Here is a 17,959-nt window from a genome sequence, read left to right as displayed (position 1 = left end):
TTAAAAATAAAGAGATAAATGAAGTCAGCTTTTCAAAGCATTTTCAACAGACATTTCATATGTGTACAAAAACATCTTAGACCTATATATCTAAGATGTTTTTGTATTTTAAAAATATACTCTAAATTATTAACGTATCATTCAAAAGATCAAGTAAATTTTCTTCTAAATATAACTCAATGATATGAAAATAAACTTCACCATTATGTATAAATTGGTACTCTTTTACTGGATACTTTGTAGTTGTTAGATTAAAAAAATCACAGTATTTGCTTAAATAAGCCGGCTTTCTTAAACCAGAAAAAATTTTTACTCTCCTGTAATCAATTTTTTCTAAAATTTTACCAATAGGTATTGAACAATTCTGAACACAAAAATCATCTAATTGCTTTACTTTATCAGCATCATAAATAACAATATTATTTGAGATGTCAATACCTCCAGCTTTTAATGTTGTAGCTCGCATAACCAAAGAATCTCCCCAATTATACTGAGTAGAATAGTCACTATCGCAAATAATACGTTCTTGAATTATTTCTACTTCAACTGTTTTATTCGTTATCGCTTCTAAAATTGAAGTAGTTGATCCAGTATTTTGAAATAAAATATCACTAAGAACCTTTTTCAAATTTCTTTTCATTTGCCCACCTTGTTACAACAAAGAACCATTAATTATCAACCTTCTTAAAAGCTCCTGCTTGATAATACAATAGCAACGAAAGAGCGATCGTTACTGCTGCAAAAACAGCAATGCCAGAAAATCCTGCAAATTGTTCAAATAAAACACCACCAACGATACCCGCAATGGTTTCTCCTAAATACATCACGGCATTTGATAATGATGAAATCGTACTTCGAGCATTTTCTACAGTACTTTGCAATGTTGTCATAAATAATGGAAAAATAAATCCATTGTTCACATAAATAATAGTCAATAATACTTCTGCCATCCAAAAATGATGAACAAATAACAGCGCCACGTAAAGAATAACAAGTGTCATCAGTTCTGTTTTAAATGTCTTTTGTAAACCAAAACGTTTAACAATATGACTGCCCAAAAGTGATCCAGCAAGATTACCAGCACCAATAGCAATAATTGCTGTACTAATATTAGCTAAAGACAAACCAAAGCTATGATTAAACCAAGTCGCAATAAAAGTGATTGCTGTAAATGATCCCGTCTGAAACACAAAATAAGCTAGAAGATAAGACACGGATTTTTTATTCGTTAAAACATTTTTATAAGCTACTGTAAAGGAAATTCTGTGTCCCGTTCCAATTTCCAATTTTGGCATACAAAAATTGATAAGAAGTAATAAGACCAAAGAAGCCGCTGAAATGGTAATGAATGGTGCACGCCATGAAATTCCCGCAAGATAACCACCGATTGGAACACCCGCCATTTGAGAAACAGATAAACCAGCAGTTGCATAACCCATCACCTGAACAATGTGTTTTTTATCAACCACCACTGGAATCGATGCCCAAACTTGAGGTGTCACAAAAGAGGCACTAATCCCAGCCAAAAAACGAAACAAAAGCATCAAAGTAAATGAATTGGCAAAGCCACACAAAAAAGTTGAAATCGTAAAGGCTAATAGACCATAGACCATCACTTTTTTTCGATCTCTTCCATCTGAAATTGGCCCTGAAACCAAAGCAAATAGAGCATAACCAATAGCATACGCACTAACCATCCATCCAGAAATTGACGTATCAATATGATAAAGACTAGATAAAGTCGTTAACAATGGAGAAATCAAAAACGTATCTGTTCCAATGATAAACATTGTTAAAAAGAACAAGGAAGCATATTTTTTCATTTTTATAATCACACTTTCTATTAATTGAAAAGCAAGCTGATATTATCAGCATCACCCAGCAATCAAAAATTTGCAATCTCCTCTCACTCTAGTTAAATAGTTCAAAGACTTTTGAAATATTATGTAATAATATTACTACTCAAAGGAAATACTGTCAAGATTTATTTTCAGAAAATTAAAAAAACACTTAATAAATTGACAAATAAAACTTTCGATAGTACAATTTTCGTATGACTATTGAACAATATTCTAACTATAATGATGAAGATTTAATCAAAATTTTTAAAGCCTTAGCTGATCCAGTCAGATTAAATATTCTTCGTATCTTATCGAAGAGAGAAAGTGAGCTTGGGTGTGGTGAAATCGGTGAATTGCTCAATATGAGCAAATCCGCTGTCTCTTACCACTTTAAAACTCTACGCGAGGCTGGCCTAACGATTACCCGAAAAGCTGGGCAAAATAAATTTGTCCGATTAAACCATGACACTCTTGAAAAATACTCATTAACCGATTTAATTAATAATTTATAATAAAAAAACTGGAGATTACTCCAGCTTTTTTTATGCTTATTCTGCGGCCAAAATTCCTTGTTTTTGAATTTCTCCCAAGAAGAAACGTGCAATTGGACCGACAATGATAAAGTTATAAGGTAAAGCAACAACAAAGTTTGTCAACCACGTACGACCGTACAAAGCCAAACTAACATTTGACAAGCCATGACTAAAAATCATTCCATAAAGTGACATGCAAGTTACCATACCAAGAACCATGCAGCCTGACACTGTAAGGATTTTTACTAATTGGTGTTTTAAACCACTTGGTAGGATTCCAAAAGCAATTTTCTTAGCAATTGGACCAACGATTAGAGTATCTAAAATAAAAGCAACGATAAATCCTGGAATGAAACCTAAAAAGACATGTTGCCATGAAAAAGCACCTGCAACAACTAAATTCCAAATACTCATTCCAAAAACCATCATTCCACACATCAAACATGTAAACACCATTGCTTCTTTAAAATTACGAGGCATCTTATTCTCCATTCATTTTATATAATCGATTATCGACCCTCAACCTAGGTCGGCGTACAACAAAATGTCCTCCGCTAGGATAGTGCCTGAATGGATTTTTTACTCCAACACTTCTCCAATCAACTCCAGTTTACAGTCAACAGGATTCAGTCTACCATAAAAAAATTTTCTTCGTAAGTTTTTTTGAAGAAAAAATAAAAGTAAACGTTTTACACGCTTACTTCTGGAATTATAATCACTATTTTATTATGACAAGCTTATTCTTTAACATCGTTATTAGAGCATCTAATCTACTACTTCAATTCTAATCGAGGATACTTGATATTGGCTCTCTCTGATTCAAATTTTTGCAGTAATTTTTCTTCATTTTCATCAATATATCCTTTAAACCAAACCTTCTCGATATTTTCTTGATTAAAGAAGTATGCTTGATTATCTACATTTCCATTTGGATAAAGACAGGCAGAATAATCAAAATAACCTATCTCACCATTATTATTGTAAAGTGGAAAACGACTAATAATCATTAATTTCACTTTGCCGTTTTCTAATTGCACGACACTTCCAATAGGTAATAAAGTACTCATTTCAACCCCTTTTCACATTGAAATAATTTTCTTTTAAACTATCAATAGCTTTGTAACGTTTTAAAATATCAAAATAAGAAAGACTTCCCCAAAATAGCAGAGCACCGAATATTGCCACCACTAAAGCGATTAATAAAGAATTAATCAGAAATAAAGGCAACCCAAGCATCACAATGATAAGTGAAATGATACTTAAATTTCGCAAGCTATCAGCTAACTTTCCTGATTGTTCAATTAGATTTTCAACATCAAATTCATCCATATTAACTAGTACAAATGAAAAAAGATTACTTTGTTGCTTTGTAAAAAAATTACTTAGCCAACATATCAAACCAATAAGCACAAGACAAGAAAAGACTAAAAGAGATAAGTTAAGCTCCAAACTAGCCACTTCTCTATACCACCGATTGAGAATAATGGATAGAATTCCTACTGCTAGTGACAATTCTGAAGATTTTTTTAAAAACTTTCTTGTTTTTTCTCTATAGTTCATTGTATTCATCAACTGAACATACAATTTTTTCTCATCAAGATCGTAATAATACGTCTTCTCTCCATCATGATATAACTCAATTTTGTCTTGATAATTCATTTATTAAATACCCTTTTTAAAATAGCATATGGCTTTACTGTAGTTACAATAAAAAGATAATTTGTCACTAAAAACATCAAAAAATATAAGAAAAGCACTAATACATTTGAAAATAACAGAAAAACTAATCCTAAAACAATAGTTAACACAATAAAAAGTAATCTAATTTTTAAAATTTTAGAACTATGCTGCTTCAGTTTTTCTAATACCTCTTCCTGGCAGCAGTCAACTTTAATATAGGTCAATGTTTTATAGTGTTCAGTAACTCTCTTTTTGAAATTTATCGCATACATCGTTATGCCATAAATACAGATCAACGTGACAATAGCTAAATTAACAATATTGACAAATAAAGTCGACCAAATGCTATATTTATTTGTAAAAAATGCTCCTAGCATCAGGAAAATGGGAAGAAAAATGGGAATGCTTTTTCTAAGTATTGATATCTTTGAAACAATCTCTTTTTCTTTTGATTTTTCATACATTGACTGATTAAAGGCACGATAAAATGACTTATCATCAATGTCAAAATAAAGATAAAAATCTTTGTCAATCGGGTATAACGGTATTTTCGTCATTGTAACTTCTCTTTTATAAAATATTTTCGTTTACATAAATGAATAGTCGGAACAATAAGTGTTAAAACATACCATAAGACTAGTGAAATAACTAGAAAAAACGTCGAAGAAAAGATAAGAAAAAAGAAAGATACCATTCCCCATAAAGTTATTAAAATGACCACTAATATCAGATTTTGTTTTAGACTCTTTGCTGCATCTTCAGCTATTAATGCTACTTGATTTTGAGGTATCTGAACTTTCTCAAAATCAATTTCATCTTGCCATTCAATTAACTGCTGATATGATTTGAAAGAAATCAATATCATTACCACCAGAAGCAAGCAAGAATTTAATCCCATAGAAGAGATGGACAAATAAAGTCTCTCCAATTGTTTAACGACAGTCGCACCTATGATATAAAAAATGACTTGCTTGTATTTATTAATAATCAGCTGTTTTGTTTCAAAAACTTTATAAAAACCACCTGTTAAAGAATCACCATAAAGATAGTAATCATCTTTTTTAACCAATGTCACTTTAGTATTATCTGTTAACATCATTCTCCTCTTACTAAGATATTTTTACTTATAAATTTTTGACAATTTCAAAATAATAATCCGCCTTTTCCAGGGTTTAATTAATAAAAAAAGTATCAACGGAAATAAGAAAATCACTGTTAGAAATAAAAATAGAAATATTGATGTTACGAGGTATACTATTCCAGAAATAAAAATTATTAAAAATAAAGCATAAAGAACTGACAAGGCAATTCTTGCATTTTTTTCTTCCTGAATGATAAAACTTCTAAATTCAACATCACTAAAATATAATCTTTCTAATTGCAAACGGAGATATCTCTGTTTTAAATAGTGACTAGCCAAAAATACCATAAAAAGGCTTGAAATACCTAAAAGAATTACCCTAAAAACAATATTATCTACTTTAAAAGAATCATCTAACCATCTAATCAGTGGCAAGCTTGCCAATATTAATCCAGCAAGTACTGTATTTGAAAGAGCTTTTTCCTCATGCTTCTGACTCGCTAAATAAAATGCTTCCTTTTCCTCATCATAAAAAACAGAATCACCTCTATAGTTTCCAATTGCTGTTAATTTATTAGAATATAACATATAACCTCACTTATTGAATTGCACTTCCAAATCCATTCAAAAATCCATATACTGCCTTACCGACATCATTCATATACTCTTTTGGATTCTCCGCCAAAGTTTTAATAACATTGTCATACGCAGAATCATCCGCTTACACCTAGTGCAAAACCAACAGCGCCACCTCCAATAGTACCAATAACTGGGATTGCGCTCCCTAAGGTCGCTCCTAACTCTGCTCCCGCTACTCCAATAGCCGTATGTGCTCCAGTCTTTATTCCTGGATCAACAATATCCTCACCACTTGACAGCTGCATACCAAAATCTAAAGCTGAGCCAACTACGGGAGCGCCATATTTTGCAACACCAACAACAAAATGACTATAAGCAGGATTTACATCAATTGGAACAGTGTGAACTCCACCTCCAGCAAGTGCACCTACTGCAGCATATTGTGTGTTTTGAGTATTTTGTACCAGCCACTCTCATGCTCCTTTAGTGAATTTTTCAGCAGCTTCATCAGTAATTTTTTCTTGAGCAAATTCTTTCAAAAACGCTCCGCCACCACTGACCAGTCCACTTTTTATAGATTGATAAGTTGATTCAGAAATAAGTCCCTTATCCCTGTCCTCTTTAGCTTTTTTCAAAAGTGCTTGTGAGTTTTTATCAAGTTTCTCACTTTGTTTTTTAGAACTCTTACAGGTCACCATAACTGGTTCAGGCACATTAGTAGATGATAAAATTTTCTCATTCATATACCCACTATACTTGGAATCATACAAATTTTTAGCGAGTTCGTTTTTTAAGTGACTTTTCCTAGCTTTGCCGTTAACAACTAACTTAACCTCTTTGACTTCAGCTTTAAAGGTGCTATCTTTGTAAAAATCTTTGGCTTTCTTACTTGTATATGAGCTACTTCCTAAATCTGACAAGCTACTGAGTTGCGTATTCTGCTCCTCTAGAATATCCCCTGCTTCACTTGTAAAGACAGTGTTATTAAAAATCCCCATATCCTTGATGGTATTGGTAAGGACTTTTTTGGCACCTTTGAATTCTGAGACGGCATCGTCTGTTGTCACTTTGGTCAGTGCGACAATGTCTGCGACTTCATCAATAGCCTTGTTAATAACATCTGAGCTAGTTTTTAACTGCTCTAGTGGCGAATCAAACTTATCCACCATTTGTTGGAGGACGTCCGTGTCGATAATGGCACTGTCACTGTTTTCGCTGACAATACTCTTAAAAGTGCTAATCAGGTTGTCATAACCTTGCATAATGACATCAAGGCTGTTGACATAATTTGTCAGCAAAGGCACTTGATAATTGTTGATTTTATCATCAATAGCGTCCTTGACATTTCCCTTTAAGGCGTCAGAATTACTTGCTTGATTGAGTTTCTTTTTAGCACTTGAAAGTTGGCTTTTTGTCTTACTTATCGAACTTGCGAGGCTAGCTTTTTGCTCCAAAACCTCGCTCATCTTAATCTCATAAATCTCTCCCAAAATTTAACCGATATTTTCTAATCATTATAACATAAATTGAAACAGTTTTCAGAAATAATTTCTTCTTGTTTTTCACTCAAAACAGGCTCCGATTCTAACAGTCGCTTTTAGCGTTAATAGATATAGAAAAATCGCAAAAACGTCTTAAAATCAATTAGTCAATTTGCTTTCGTGGAATTTTCAATTTTTCTTCCCACTCATGATAAACTTTTAAAAATCTGTCTTCTTCATCATCATGATAACCTTCAAAAACCACTTCATCGATATTCTCATGTTGGAAGAACAAAGTTGAATTTGTTTGCAGTCCTGCTGGATAAAGAACACCAATATAGTCCGCAAAGACCTGTTCACCAGTTTCTGGATCTTCAAAAATAGCCCCTCGACCAACAATAACTATTTTTTGAGTTTCTTCTTCAAGATAAACAATACTTCCTAACGGTAATAATTCTTTTGACTTATTCATTTTCTGTTAATTCCTTGTGTTTTTTCAAATATTTTTTCCCATACCACTCTTCAAGAGATTTACCTTCATACTTTCGATACTGTTCAGGATATTTAAGTTTGTAGTAGGCTGGAAGGAAATGGGACAACTCTACAAATATGAACAAAGCTAAAAATAAGACATTGCTAATTGGCCAACATAAAAAGAAAGCAAAATACTCCATTGAATTAGTCAAATTAACTGAGAATACTTTCGTTATCATTTTGACAATAATTGCTCCCCCTAGCAATCCCATACCATAAATAGAAAATTTCATTACAAGTTTTTCAATAGTCGAAATAGGAAACTTTTCACCATACAAAATACGTTTCAACCGTCTTAGTTGAGTTTGCATCATCGCATAACCTAACATAATAGAAATCAATAACAATAATAAGACTCCCCATATAGTTATTGTATGGAAATAAATTGTAATAAAGGTTAAATTAGCTTCTATAAATAGCCAAATAAAAGCTGTAACTTGAGCGTGAAACTGCATTCGATAACATAAAATAAACACTTGATTAAACCATTTTCCTATTAAGATAATTCCCAGCCAAATAACTAGAAAAAATCCATAATATTTTATCGGTAGAATATTATGTTCTAAAGCAAGATACCCCATAAATTGTTTTTGAGTAACTGCCTCTTGTGTCAATACAGTAAATAAATAATTTATTCCAATTGGAAAAATTAGTGAAAGGAAGAAATAGGTTAATTTAAATTTAGTAGATGGGCCTCCATTTTCAAAATATTTTAGAAGATCGTCATAAGATTTTTGATTAAATTTTCTAAAATCATCATTTTCTAAATTGATACTTTCTTCAAAACTTGCATTGAATATTGATTTTTTTTCCATTATTTATCACCCAAAACCTATTGCCTTTCCAATACCTCCAAATGTAGTTAAAATAGCTTCACCTACTGATTTAACAGCTTTTCCGACTACTTCTTTAGATTTATCATAGAATTTCATTGTAAGATCTTCAGCAGTATCCAATACTCCCGTTTTATCAAGAATGTATATCCCTAATCCAACAGCTGCTCCAATCGTTGCACCTTCCAAAGATCCTACACTTTTAACTGCTGAGAAGGTCCCAGCAATAACACCTTTACCGACATCTCCAGTTTTTGAAAATTCTTTAGCCCCACCAGAAACACCAGAAACAGCTAAATCCGCAAAAGTTACTACCATGGCAGCTTTCCCGGCAAACTTGCTTCAAAGCCAACGATTTGAACGAAACTTAATTTTTTCAGTTTAATATCCATTTTTTCTCTCCTAAAGCTCATCAATCTCTTCTGGATGTTGTTTGGCATAAAGCGCTGCATAAAATGAATCAACTACCAAAGCTGAAAGTGTCGAAGTAAATAAAAATCCTGAGAATAATCCAAAAGCATTTTCTATATAACCTGTTAACAATGGCGGAACAAAAACAACCAAACCGAAGATTATCAAGAATTTACTTGAAAACATCTTATTGTCATAGCTATTAAATTTTGATTCTTTTTCTCGATAAGCACCATTTGTCCTACGGTCTCGTCTGTAGAAGTAAGGGTAGACAAAGAAGATCATAATAACAAAAAGAGCAATCATAGGAATGACATAAAACATTGTTAAAGGAGAATCATAAAAAGTATTAGCATCCATAGAATCATCTATATTAGATACAAACATCATTAAGCCGATAAAATTCAACCAAATTATCATAGTAAGAAAATTTAAGGTTAATAAAAGGTACGTTAAGACTTTATGTTTTACAATAGTATAATTGAAGAATGAGTACAAAATACTAAAAAGGTTGATAAGTATACAAAGCAAAAAGGTTCCTTTCAATATTCCTAAATTATCATTATATCCTGCTGCAAAATACCAGAAAATATCAGCTACTAAATTCAACCACGGAACTATTTTAATATACCCTAGTTCCACACCGTTCGTGATTAAAGGGCCATGGTAACGCTCTAAAATAATTACTTCTTGTTTTTTTGATTTACTCAAAACGAACACCTATTCTAATATCTGTATAAACTATTCCGTTAATCTTTGAAGACATGAAAAAGATTGGTGAAGCCTCTTGGCACTTATCTTCCAACAACATGGTGTGATTTCAAAGAATGTTGGACCATCTTTATAAATTCCAAATTCAAACGGCAAATACTCCGTATATTCAAATAAATCAGGTAGCTGGTCTGCCGCAATACGAACTGTCTTTTTCACCAAATGTGTCTGCTTAATAATAGCTTTTTCAATCATTTTAACTCCCTTTTATTTAAATCTCTCTTTATCAAAATGTTTTTCTTGCAACGTATCACTCAATGCATCTACTGCTTGGCTTTGTACTTCTGAAGCAACCGCTAAGTCAGACTTGTGACGGAAGGGGTATAATGCCATATACCATGCCAAATCAATCATAATAGAACAAAACATTGCTAACCCCCAGAATAGGTAGACAACATAATATTCTGAAACAAGATACGACATTAATAGTCCAAATACTGTCATAAGAACTGGGATATAAATATAAATATTGCCAACTATATTTCTCAATTTAGCGAAGCGAAAATTACCATCTCTACCAGTGAATACCATAGCCATTATAAGCGAAAATATAATTGGATACAGAATAATGGAAACTTCCTGCAAAATGATAAACTGTAAACTACCATCACCCCAAGCTGTTATTGATACAATAGGACCTACAAAAAGACCATAAATAAACATTAAATATGTTGAAAGTCCAACAAGAACTTGATTATTATGAAGAAAATCCCAAATAGTTAAGAATAAAGAAATTATCCAAATTAAAAGTCCTAAGCCAAAAATCATTCTACTTAATACCATTGGAAGTTTCGAATCATTCATAGTGGCATAAAACATTAAAAATATAAGAGGATATAAAATAAACAGTCCTGATAAATTTCCCAAACGAGATATTCCTTTTTTTACAGCCTCTTTTTTTCGTTTTTGCTGTAGCCTTAAACACTCAATTAGTCCCATGTTACCATCAATCTTCCTTAAATTCATCTTTATCAAAATGCTGTTCTTGTAACGTGTCATTCAAAGCATTGACAGCTTGAATTTGAACTGTTGAATCAAGACCTTCATCATCCTTGTGACGGAGAGGGTAGAGAATATATGACCATATAAGAATTAAAGAATTTGACATTGTCATTTCAAATCCTAAAAATACAAACCTCATAAAATTTCCTAAGAGAATATTGAATGGTATGCATAAACTTCCTAAATACATAGGCAAGTATATCAAGTGCATATACTTTATTTTTTGGCTATCATCTATATAGTTCCCTTTATCATCTAAAATAAATAAAGCTAAAATAACATAAGATATCAATGGCCAGATAAAAATTAAAATTTCTTGGATTACTATAAATCTTAAAGTTCCCCCCTCTGAAGCAGTTGTAATAAAGGGTAAAGCTAAAAAACCGTATACTGCCATGAAAAATACTGCTAAACTTGAGTAAAACTGATTTTTTAATTTATGTGAAATAGCTACCAAAAGAATAGAAAGTAGCCAAATTATACCACCAAGCCATATTCCAAAGCTTACTAAAGAATTAGGAACTATCGAGTTGCTAACTATTATTAAAAATCCAAAGTAGACCAATGGATATAAAATTAACAAACCTGAATATACACCCCAATAAGGAACTCCTCCAGAAATATTTTCTTGCTGTTTTTTTAACAAAATTCTAAGACGCTCAATTAACCCCATGTTGCCATCAACCTCCCTAAAACTTATCAGTATCAAAATATTTTTCTTGCAACGTATCACTCAAGGCATCCACTGCTTGGCTTTGTACTTCTGAAGCAACTGCTAAGTTAGACTTGTGACGGAGGGGGTAGAGGATAGTAAACCAGCCGGAAATTAAAGCTGGAGATAAAGCTAATTCTAATCCCCAAACTAAGTAAATACAATAGTAATCTGATACAAAATATATCAATAGTAAGGAAATAAAAGACAAAAATAATCCTGGTCCCATTACTACATAAAGTAGCAATTTTTTCCACTTTTCAGAATGTATAATTTCACCATTTCTATTTACCATACAATAGACAAAAATAAGATATGAAATCAATGGCCATAAAATAATAGATACTTCTTGCAAAATAATAAAGTTCAAATGACCATTTCCCCATGCTGTTGTTGATGAAACTGGTAATGTAAAACACCCGTATACAGACATAAGATACGTAGAAATTCCAACAAGAACTTGATTTTTTTTGAAATATGATAGAATTGCTAATAAAAGAGCTGCCATCCACACAAGAATTCCAATATAAAAAATAATTTCACTTAATAATGTTGGTAATTCTGAATCTTGCATTGTTCCATAAAATATTAAGAATACAAGAGGATATAAAATAAATAATAAACTACAATTTCCTAATTGACTTGCTCCCTTTTTTATATTCCCTTCTTGATACTTTAGCAATATTCTTAAACGCTCAATTAATCCCATGTGACCATCAATCTTCCTTAACTTCATCTTTATCAAAACGTTTGTCCTGTAACGTCTCATTTAATGCATTCACTGCTTTACTTTGAACTTCTGAAGCTTCTGCCAAATCAGCAACTTCATCATCCTTGTGATGGAGGGGGTAGAAAGCCATGTACCATATCATATCTATAAATAAGGAAAATAATAATTCTATTCCCCAACTTAAATAAATAAAATAATAATCCGAAGCTATGGTTGACATTATTAATCCAATAATTATCAATAATAGAGATGGTAGTAAGTAAAGACTACTAATTATCTTTCTAAATTTAGTCGATCGGAAATTTCCATCTTTATCAGAAATCACATAAGTTGCAATTACATATAAGATAATTGGATACAGAATAAGTGAGATTTCCTGTAAAATAATAAAATTTAATTCACCATTATTAAATGATATTACTGAGATAATAGGAATTACAAAAAAACCATATGTATACATTAAACACGATGAAATTCCAACAAGTACTCGATTATTGTGAAGGAAATCCCAAATTGTTAAAAGTAAGGAAGTTATCCAGACAACAATACCTAAGTAAAAAATACACTTATTTAATTCCATTGGTAATTCAGATTCATTCATCGTACCATAAAATAATAGAAATATAAGAGGATAGAAAATAAGTAATCCTAATAAATTTCCAAAACGAGATACTCCTTTTTTAACTCCTTCTCTTCTACGCTTTTCTTGTAATTTTAAACGTTCAATTAGCCCCATTTTACCGTCCTTTCATTCCTCTTACAAAATCACCACAACCTTTAATAAAAGAATTAGCTGTAGATTTTACACTACCAGTTATGTTAAATTTCTTATCAGCAATTTCAACTCCTTTAGCTACTAAGGCACCTATACCAATAGCTGCTACGCCTGTTATTAAAACAGGTGCTCCAGCTGTAATACCAACTGTTGTTGCAAGAAGTCCAAATCCTGCCTCCGCAAACGCCGCTCCTGCTGTAGCTGCTGCTGTACTTGCGACTCCTTTAACAGTTGCTTTGGCAGCATCGACGACAAAACCTGTTGCTACACTAGCTGAGACTTCTGCACCATGTAGGCCTTGCTTCTTAGCTTGTGTCTTATTTTTTCCGACATTATCAAAAGTCTCAATAGCACCATCAATGACATTAAGAACCGCCACACCTTTGGCAAATTTTGAACCAGTTTTTAGAGCCGTTCCAATATTTGATTCTTTAAATGCTGTTTTCACACCTTTAGTGATTTGACCTGTTTTCTTAGTGGCTTTAACTACATTTTTTAGTGTTTTTGCATTAAATGCTTCTTCAGCTTCAGAAATCACATTAGATTTTGTTCCTCTTATAACACCTTTAGCAATTTCTTTTGCCCTACTTGTCCCTTTTAGACCATTTTTTCAATTGTTTTTAATGACTTTCTGATTTCTTTTGAATAGTCTGTTTCACCAAGAGTTTTCATCATTTTTTCAAAACTCTTAGTCACTGTCTTATTGCCATGATATTGAACAATACCATGTGATTTTTTCTTTTTAAGAATTTTACTTGTCCCAAAAACAAAATTCAAAACATGATCAACAGTTTTCTCAGATTTTTTGATGATTGTACTTCCAAGTCGATCTTCTGAAAAACGATGTTCAGCATAAGCTGCTGTTGCCCATTTTTTAGCAGTTTTATAGTATTTTTTACCCACCAAGTAAGGTGTTGCGATACTACCAACAGTCGCTTCTAGCGTTAATAGATATAGAAAAATCGCAAAAGCGCCTTAAAATCAATCAATCTGTTTTCGGGGAATTTTCAAATTTTCTTCCCACTCATGATAAACTTTTAAAAATCTGTCTTCTTCATCATCATGATAACCCTCAAAAACAACTTCATCAATATTTTCATGTTGGAAAAATAACGTTGAATTTGTTTGCAGTCCTGCTGGATAAAGAACACCAATATAGTCCGCAAAGACCTGTTCACCTGTATCTGGATCTTCAAAAATAGCCCCGCGACCAACAATCACTAACTTTTGTGTTCCCTCTTCAAGATAAACAATACTTCCTAGTGGTAATAATTCTTTTAACTTATTCATGTTCTAGTAGCTCCTTGTGTTTTTTCAAATATTTTTTCCCATACCATTCTTCAAGAGATTTACCTTCCCAATTACGATATTCTTCTGGATATTTGAGTTTGTAGTAGGCTTGCAAAAAATAAGGAGTCCCTATAAATATAACTGTCACTACTGTTGCTAAATTTATAGCAATCCACGTCACAAAAAATCCAAGCGCCTTCATTGAGTCACTTATATCTACTGACCCAGCAAAGAATACATGTTTAATAAGAAGTACAATTCCTAACAAACTCATACCGTAAACCGCTATTGTCTTAGAGATTTTATCTCGTAATAATACTTTATTAGTTTTGTGGTATAAAAGGCAGCCTAAATGATGATTTTCAGCTATTATTAACCATATAAGCATTGCAAGAAATCCAATACAAATGACAGCTACTCCCCAAAACGATATAGCTGGCACTATAAAATCCATAAATAACAAATCTAATTCCACTATAAACCAAATCATATTGGTAAAGATATGAAAATTATAACGGTAGGGTAATATGCTATTTTGCCTAATAAATTTTCCTAAAACCACTAATAACAGCCATATAAATAAACCAATCAAAAAGACGTTAGCTGTCAAGAAACTGTTTTGGGTTATTGCAAGTCTCAAATTATTTGCATCATCATGAAGTGTAAACGAAATAGCTAATAGCATAAAATTAAGCCCCACAGCAAACACTAAACCCAAAATAAAACTATAAATTCTAAACCACAAAGATGGCTTTCCATTTTTGAAATATTTCTCTGTTTTATCATGTTGTTCTTGCTGAAGTTTCCGAAATCCATCATCTTCTAAATTCAGACTTTCTTCAAAACTTGCGTTAAATATAGATTTTTTCATTTTTCTATTCCAAATACTTCTTGATACTAACTATAAAATAGAAAGAACAGGACACATCTTATAAAAATAGCCTACAATTTATATTCTACTTTGATATAAGCGGTCCGCTTCTTTATTTTTTATAACCTTCAACTGTAAATTTAGGATATTGAATATTTGAAATGAGTTCATCGTAATTAGCGATTAATTGCTGAAATGACACATCAACATAGCCCAAAAAGAGAACTTCATCAATATCTTCTTTGTTGAAAAAAGCTAAATCCTGATTAACCACTCCTAAAGGAAGAGGCACTGCTCCAAAATCAAAATAACCTTTTTTTCCACCTTTTTCAGTGACAGGAAAAAGTGTCGTAATCATTAAACTCTGCGAACCACCATTCACACGAACAACACTCCCAATTGGCAAATGCTCTCTATTCATTATCCAATTCCTCCAAATATTTCTTAGCCTCACGAACATAGAAAAGCTCCGGATTTTCATTGGCGATTTTTTGGAAGTTTTCTTTGGCATCTTTATAATTTCCCAACAATAGTTGGTTTTTGGCTTTAAAATAATTATTCTCAAGGCTTGAATATCTGCTCTTAGCATCAGCTGCTTCAAAATAATAATTAACTTCTTTGTTTGTAATAATACTGTCCATTGCCTCAATCATGTTCAACTGTCGATTCCCAATAGTTGTATCATTGATATCAACTCCTAATTTTTCAAATGATGATGTAAAATCAGGTAAATGATATGATTGCCCACTTAATAACAATGCCATAAATTTAAGAAGAAGATAGTTAGGATAATAACGCTTTTTCTGATATTTATTGAATCGACTTGCATCAATATTTTCTAAACAGTCAAGTGCTTCAAAAAATTTTCCATTTGCTATCAATCCAAAAGCTTTATTAGATTCATATAATATCCTTAAGTTATAATTATTTGATCCTATACCACCTTGTTTGTAAGAAGAAATTTTATCCAATGATTTAAGATAACGCTCAGGAGATAAGACATCAGTTAAAATCATGTAAACTCCTTTTGTTATAGCAGCAGCTATTAATAGATAAAAAACTATAAATGTTACCATTGCGATAGTTAATAGCCCAAAAACAAACATCATGTCCTTACTAAGCAGAAAAAACGTACCGATAATATAAATAATTGTAAGTAAAAACATTAACAGTTTTATACGAAACTGATAGTTTTGAATATTCTCAGTCGACATTTTTGATATTTTTTTTGAAATATTATTGAACAAAAGATATTCTCCTTACACGAACGACAGTCCCAATTGGCAAATGCTCTCTATTCATCGTCTAACTCCTCTAAATACTTCTTAGCCTCACGAACGTAGAAAAGTTCTGGATTCTCATTTGCGATTTTTTGGAAGTTTTCTTTGGCTTTTTTAAATTCATTTTGAAAGTAATTATTCATTCCACTATAGTAAATTGATGTCACTAATCCAAGTTTATTTCGATTAGGTAGTATTTCAAAAAAAGCATTATTTTGTTTTAAAACAAATATATCATTTAAAGCATTTACTTCTTGTGAGTACTCTTTTTTCTGAAGTTGTACTTTTTCACCACCATTAATTTTGGATATTTCTGATAATATTTTTTCTGCACTAAACGTTTTTTCTAAAAAAATATTGTTCAAATACAATAAATAATAATAGTCCAACATCCAAATTTCACTATTTAACCCCAAAAAATCATTTTTCTGAAGAAGTCCTAGACTCTTTAATGATTCTTCAAAATTTCCTTGATAAAACAAAACTTTAGCTTTTGACAAATAAAAATCTAGTCTTTCTTTTTTTAATTTTATCTTTCCCTTAGCCAACTGTTTTGAATAAATCGTTTCAATTAATGACTTAAATTTTTGCAATTCTAAACGTTCAATAAGAATGTTATTTCTTTGACTCAAAATGATTGCCATCATTAACTGATTTAACATTATAATAATAAAAGCAATCAGAAGCATTACACATCCAACACTGTACTGCTTTTTAGACAACGCAAAATAAAAGTACAAGCCAATAAATAACGCTTCAAGTAAATAATAAAGTAATAATCTTATTTTTAATACAGTCACAAAATTCTTCGCTGACATTAGCGATAATTTTTCAAACAATTTTTAATCTCCCTTTGGCGTAATAACTTTTGAAATTAATAAAGCAACACCTGAGGCTGCTACCGAACCAACTGTAAAAAGTCCATCAGCTATTTTGGGAATGGCTGCTAATCCACCTGAAAAATATATAGCAAGTGCAGATGCCCCAACTCCTCCAATTATAGCGATTTCAGTCTTGTGTTTTCTAACCCAATAATCATACTTAGTTAAATGTGGTCCATCCCCGCCATCTCTCAGATATTGTCCTTGTTCAAAAGTGACTTTTTCTTTTAGGTTAGGGACTCCGTTTCTATTTTCTTAAGGTAAGGTGAAGTTTGATTCATTGCTGGTATAGGCTGCCAGAGCGCCATTGATATACTTAACACCATATGTTGTCTTAGACTTTTCATTTCCGATACTGCCTGATACACCAGCGATCCCCTTAGAAATTGCAGTAACATCGTATGATGGATAATTTTCTATAGCTGACCCAGAAACTGGTAAGGTTAATTCTCCTTTTTTCAGCTTAATAGCACCCGACTTAATATTGTTCAAACCTGAACGATTAAAAGTAAAAGCAACCTTTCCTTTGCTTGATGCGGAGCTTTCAAAGGTACATTTGGCATAACCATACAGGTTATCATATAAGAGAATTTCTTTATCTTCCTTGATTCCTACACCGATGTTTTCTAAATCTTTCTAACTTGGACCACCTGGTTTAGATAGCATTTTGTTAA

Annotated in this window: 28 protein-coding genes; 1 reads left to right on the top strand and 27 read right to left on the bottom strand. The window is 31.9% G+C overall.

What is annotated here, in order from left to right; genetic code table 11:
- Window positions 1–121: 121 nt before the first annotated feature.
- Together BMX18_RS05140 and BMX18_RS05135 are read right to left on the bottom strand one after the other, a co-directional pair.
- Window positions 122–640 (bottom strand): chorismate pyruvate-lyase family protein, encoded by a 519-nt coding sequence (locus BMX18_RS05140; protein ID WP_093815425.1) that lies wholly within the window; start codon window positions 638–640, stop codon window positions 122–124.
- 28 nt (window positions 641–668) lie between these two features.
- A complete protein-coding gene (locus tag BMX18_RS05135) occupies window positions 669–1,823 on the bottom strand; it encodes an MFS transporter (protein ID WP_093815422.1) in 1,155 nt (384 codons plus the stop codon).
- Window positions 1,824–2,053: 230 nt separating this feature from the next.
- Here BMX18_RS05135 and BMX18_RS05130 point away from each other — a divergent pair, with 230 nt between their 5' ends.
- Entirely contained in the window at window positions 2,054–2,353 is a 300-nt protein-coding gene (locus tag BMX18_RS05130) for an ArsR/SmtB family transcription factor (protein ID WP_074482053.1), read from the top strand.
- Window positions 2,354–2,389: 36 nt separating this feature from the next.
- Here the strand turns inward: BMX18_RS05130 and BMX18_RS05125 are convergent, their stop codons facing one another.
- The 25 genes from BMX18_RS05125 to BMX18_RS05015 all read right to left on the bottom strand — a co-directional run bounded on the left by BMX18_RS05125 (window position 2,390) and on the right by BMX18_RS05015 (window position 17,777).
- Window positions 2,390–2,854 (bottom strand): DUF2798 domain-containing protein, encoded by a 465-nt coding sequence (locus BMX18_RS05125; protein ID WP_074625900.1) that lies wholly within the window; start codon window positions 2,852–2,854, stop codon window positions 2,390–2,392.
- A 293-nt stretch (window positions 2,855–3,147) separates the two neighbouring features.
- Window positions 3,148–3,441, bottom strand: a complete 294-nt coding sequence (locus tag BMX18_RS05120) for a DUF4176 domain-containing protein (RefSeq protein ID WP_093815419.1) — start codon at window positions 3,439–3,441, stop codon at window positions 3,148–3,150.
- 1 nt (window position 3,442) lies between these two features.
- The gene (locus tag BMX18_RS05115) at window positions 3,443–4,033 is read right to left on the bottom strand and encodes a hypothetical protein (RefSeq protein ID WP_093815417.1); all 591 of its coding nucleotides are present in this window, start codon (window positions 4,031–4,033) and stop codon (window positions 3,443–3,445) included.
- Window positions 4,030–4,611, bottom strand: a complete 582-nt coding sequence (locus BMX18_RS05110; protein WP_093815415.1) for a hypothetical protein — start codon at window positions 4,609–4,611, stop codon at window positions 4,030–4,032. The genes BMX18_RS05115 and BMX18_RS05110 overlap by 4 nt, the downstream gene beginning before the upstream one ends.
- Window positions 4,608–5,153: a hypothetical protein gene (locus BMX18_RS05105; RefSeq protein WP_142349352.1), complete on the bottom strand. Its 546-nt coding sequence runs from the start codon at window positions 5,151–5,153 to the stop codon at window positions 4,608–4,610. Before BMX18_RS05105 ends, BMX18_RS05110 begins: the two co-directional genes overlap by 4 nt.
- A gap of 21 nt (window positions 5,154–5,174) precedes the next feature.
- Window positions 5,175–5,723 carry a hypothetical protein gene (locus tag BMX18_RS05100; RefSeq protein ID WP_074482047.1) on the bottom strand — a complete coding sequence of 183 codons (549 nt, stop codon included), beginning with the start codon at window positions 5,721–5,723 and terminating at the stop codon, window positions 5,175–5,177.
- A 125-nt stretch (window positions 5,724–5,848) separates the two neighbouring features.
- Window positions 5,849–6,019 carry a hypothetical protein gene (locus tag BMX18_RS09350; protein WP_159427427.1) on the bottom strand — a complete coding sequence of 57 codons (171 nt, stop codon included), beginning with the start codon at window positions 6,017–6,019 and terminating at the stop codon, window positions 5,849–5,851.
- A 168-nt stretch (window positions 6,020–6,187) separates the two neighbouring features.
- Complete coding sequence (locus BMX18_RS05095; RefSeq protein ID WP_257609226.1) at window positions 6,188–7,180, bottom strand: LXG domain-containing protein; 993 nt, start codon at window positions 7,178–7,180, stop codon at window positions 6,188–6,190.
- A 178-nt stretch (window positions 7,181–7,358) separates the two neighbouring features.
- A complete protein-coding gene (locus BMX18_RS05090; RefSeq protein WP_074482046.1) occupies window positions 7,359–7,667 on the bottom strand; it encodes a DUF4176 domain-containing protein in 309 nt (102 codons plus the stop codon).
- Complete coding sequence (locus tag BMX18_RS05085) at window positions 7,660–8,544, bottom strand: hypothetical protein (protein ID WP_074482045.1); 885 nt, start codon at window positions 8,542–8,544, stop codon at window positions 7,660–7,662. Before BMX18_RS05085 ends, BMX18_RS05090 begins: the two co-directional genes overlap by 8 nt.
- Before the next feature lie 6 nt (window positions 8,545–8,550).
- Window positions 8,551–8,880, bottom strand: coding sequence for a hypothetical protein (locus tag BMX18_RS05080; protein WP_074482044.1), 330 nt, complete (start codon window positions 8,878–8,880; stop codon window positions 8,551–8,553).
- 84 nt (window positions 8,881–8,964) lie between these two features.
- Window positions 8,965–9,684: a hypothetical protein gene (locus tag BMX18_RS05075; RefSeq protein WP_074482043.1), complete on the bottom strand. Its 720-nt coding sequence runs from the start codon at window positions 9,682–9,684 to the stop codon at window positions 8,965–8,967.
- Between the two features lie 30 nt (window positions 9,685–9,714).
- Complete coding sequence (locus BMX18_RS09345) at window positions 9,715–9,939, bottom strand: hypothetical protein (RefSeq protein WP_074482042.1); 225 nt, start codon at window positions 9,937–9,939, stop codon at window positions 9,715–9,717.
- Window positions 9,940–9,951: 12 nt separating this feature from the next.
- A complete protein-coding gene (locus tag BMX18_RS05065) occupies window positions 9,952–10,683 on the bottom strand; it encodes a hypothetical protein (RefSeq protein WP_074482041.1) in 732 nt (243 codons plus the stop codon).
- A gap of 7 nt (window positions 10,684–10,690) precedes the next feature.
- Window positions 10,691–11,419 carry a hypothetical protein gene (locus BMX18_RS05060; protein ID WP_074482040.1) on the bottom strand — a complete coding sequence of 243 codons (729 nt, stop codon included), beginning with the start codon at window positions 11,417–11,419 and terminating at the stop codon, window positions 10,691–10,693.
- A 16-nt stretch (window positions 11,420–11,435) separates the two neighbouring features.
- On the bottom strand, window positions 11,436–12,167 hold the full coding sequence (locus BMX18_RS05055) for a hypothetical protein (protein WP_074482238.1): 732 nt from the start codon (window positions 12,165–12,167) through the stop codon (window positions 11,436–11,438).
- A 7-nt stretch (window positions 12,168–12,174) separates the two neighbouring features.
- Window positions 12,175–12,924: a hypothetical protein gene (locus BMX18_RS05050; protein ID WP_093815411.1), complete on the bottom strand. Its 750-nt coding sequence runs from the start codon at window positions 12,922–12,924 to the stop codon at window positions 12,175–12,177.
- 1 nt (window position 12,925) lies between these two features.
- Window positions 12,926–13,501, bottom strand: a complete 576-nt coding sequence (locus BMX18_RS09465; RefSeq protein WP_257609225.1) for a hypothetical protein — start codon at window positions 13,499–13,501, stop codon at window positions 12,926–12,928.
- 59 nt (window positions 13,502–13,560) lie between these two features.
- The gene (locus BMX18_RS09460) at window positions 13,561–13,866 is read right to left on the bottom strand and encodes a hypothetical protein (RefSeq protein WP_257609224.1); all 306 of its coding nucleotides are present in this window, start codon (window positions 13,864–13,866) and stop codon (window positions 13,561–13,563) included.
- 78 nt (window positions 13,867–13,944) lie between these two features.
- Entirely contained in the window at window positions 13,945–14,253 is a 309-nt protein-coding gene (locus BMX18_RS05040) for a DUF4176 domain-containing protein (protein ID WP_093815409.1), read from the bottom strand.
- Complete coding sequence (locus tag BMX18_RS05035) at window positions 14,246–15,124, bottom strand: hypothetical protein (RefSeq protein WP_093815407.1); 879 nt, start codon at window positions 15,122–15,124, stop codon at window positions 14,246–14,248. The genes BMX18_RS05040 and BMX18_RS05035 overlap by 8 nt, the downstream gene beginning before the upstream one ends.
- 112 nt (window positions 15,125–15,236) lie before the next feature.
- Complete coding sequence (locus BMX18_RS05030) at window positions 15,237–15,545, bottom strand: DUF4176 domain-containing protein (RefSeq protein ID WP_074482035.1); 309 nt, start codon at window positions 15,543–15,545, stop codon at window positions 15,237–15,239.
- Window positions 15,538–16,371: a hypothetical protein gene (locus tag BMX18_RS05025; protein WP_093815405.1), complete on the bottom strand. Its 834-nt coding sequence runs from the start codon at window positions 16,369–16,371 to the stop codon at window positions 15,538–15,540. Before BMX18_RS05025 ends, BMX18_RS05030 begins: the two co-directional genes overlap by 8 nt.
- Window positions 16,372–16,418: 47 nt before the next feature.
- A complete protein-coding gene (locus tag BMX18_RS05020) occupies window positions 16,419–17,243 on the bottom strand; it encodes a hypothetical protein (RefSeq protein WP_074482033.1) in 825 nt (274 codons plus the stop codon).
- A 297-nt stretch (window positions 17,244–17,540) separates the two neighbouring features.
- On the bottom strand, window positions 17,541–17,777 hold the full coding sequence (locus tag BMX18_RS05015; RefSeq protein WP_093815403.1) for a hypothetical protein: 237 nt from the start codon (window positions 17,775–17,777) through the stop codon (window positions 17,541–17,543).
- Window positions 17,778–17,959: the final 182 nt, after the last annotated feature.

This window comes from Streptococcus sp. 45 (genome assembly GCF_900108865.1).
GTDB lineage: Bacteria > Bacillota > Bacilli > Lactobacillales > Streptococcaceae > Streptococcus > Streptococcus ruminicola.
Note: the sequence above shows the minus strand (reverse complement) of the source record. Positions and strands in the feature narration are given on the sequence as shown.

Bases quoted from the DNA above. Each gene is read 5' to 3' on its own strand.
- BMX18_RS05140 (WP_093815425.1), bottom strand. From the start codon at position 640: ATGAAAAGAAATTTGAAAAAGGTTCTTAGTGATATTTTATTTCAAAAT.
- BMX18_RS05135 (WP_093815422.1), bottom strand. From the start codon at position 1,823: ATGAAAAAATATGCTTCCTTGTTCTTTTTAACAATGTTTATCATTGGA.
- BMX18_RS05130 (WP_074482053.1), top strand. From the start codon at position 2,054: ATGACTATTGAACAATATTCTAACTATAATGATGAAGATTTAATCAAA.
- BMX18_RS05125 (WP_074625900.1), bottom strand. From the start codon at position 2,854: ATGCCTCGTAATTTTAAAGAAGCAATGGTGTTTACATGTTTGATGTGT.
- BMX18_RS05120 (WP_093815419.1), bottom strand. From the start codon at position 3,441: ATGAGTACTTTATTACCTATTGGAAGTGTCGTGCAATTAGAAAACGGC.
- BMX18_RS05115 (WP_093815417.1), bottom strand. From the start codon at position 4,033: ATGAATTATCAAGACAAAATTGAGTTATATCATGATGGAGAGAAGACG.
- BMX18_RS05110 (WP_093815415.1), bottom strand. From the start codon at position 4,611: ATGACGAAAATACCGTTATACCCGATTGACAAAGATTTTTATCTTTAT.
- BMX18_RS05105 (WP_142349352.1), bottom strand. From the start codon at position 5,153: ATGATGTTAACAGATAATACTAAAGTGACATTGGTTAAAAAAGATGAT.
- BMX18_RS05100 (WP_074482047.1), bottom strand. From the start codon at position 5,723: ATGTTATATTCTAATAAATTAACAGCAATTGGAAACTATAGAGGTGAT.
- BMX18_RS09350 (WP_159427427.1), bottom strand. From the start codon at position 6,019: ATGCAGCTGTCAAGTGGTGAGGATATTGTTGATCCAGGAATAAAGACT.
- BMX18_RS05095 (WP_257609226.1), bottom strand. From the start codon at position 7,180: ATGAGCGAGGTTTTGGAGCAAAAAGCTAGCCTCGCAAGTTCGATAAGT.
- BMX18_RS05090 (WP_074482046.1), bottom strand. From the start codon at position 7,667: ATGAATAAGTCAAAAGAATTATTACCGTTAGGAAGTATTGTTTATCTT.
- BMX18_RS05085 (WP_074482045.1), bottom strand. From the start codon at position 8,544: ATGGAAAAAAAATCAATATTCAATGCAAGTTTTGAAGAAAGTATCAAT.
- BMX18_RS05080 (WP_074482044.1), bottom strand. From the start codon at position 8,880: ATGGTAGTAACTTTTGCGGATTTAGCTGTTTCTGGTGTTTCTGGTGGG.
- BMX18_RS09345 (WP_074482042.1), bottom strand. From the start codon at position 9,939: ATGATTGAAAAAGCTATTATTAAGCAGACACATTTGGTGAAAAAGACA.
- BMX18_RS05065 (WP_074482041.1), bottom strand. From the start codon at position 10,683: ATGGGACTAATTGAGTGTTTAAGGCTACAGCAAAAACGAAAAAAAGAG.
- BMX18_RS05060 (WP_074482040.1), bottom strand. From the start codon at position 11,419: ATGGGGTTAATTGAGCGTCTTAGAATTTTGTTAAAAAAACAGCAAGAA.
- BMX18_RS05055 (WP_074482238.1), bottom strand. From the start codon at position 12,167: ATGGGATTAATTGAGCGTTTAAGAATATTGCTAAAGTATCAAGAAGGG.
- BMX18_RS05050 (WP_093815411.1), bottom strand. From the start codon at position 12,924: ATGGGGCTAATTGAACGTTTAAAATTACAAGAAAAGCGTAGAAGAGAA.
- BMX18_RS05040 (WP_093815409.1), bottom strand. From the start codon at position 14,253: ATGAATAAGTTAAAAGAATTATTACCACTAGGAAGTATTGTTTATCTT.
- BMX18_RS05035 (WP_093815407.1), bottom strand. From the start codon at position 15,124: ATGAAAAAATCTATATTTAACGCAAGTTTTGAAGAAAGTCTGAATTTA.
- BMX18_RS05030 (WP_074482035.1), bottom strand. From the start codon at position 15,545: ATGAATAGAGAGCATTTGCCAATTGGGAGTGTTGTTCGTGTGAATGGT.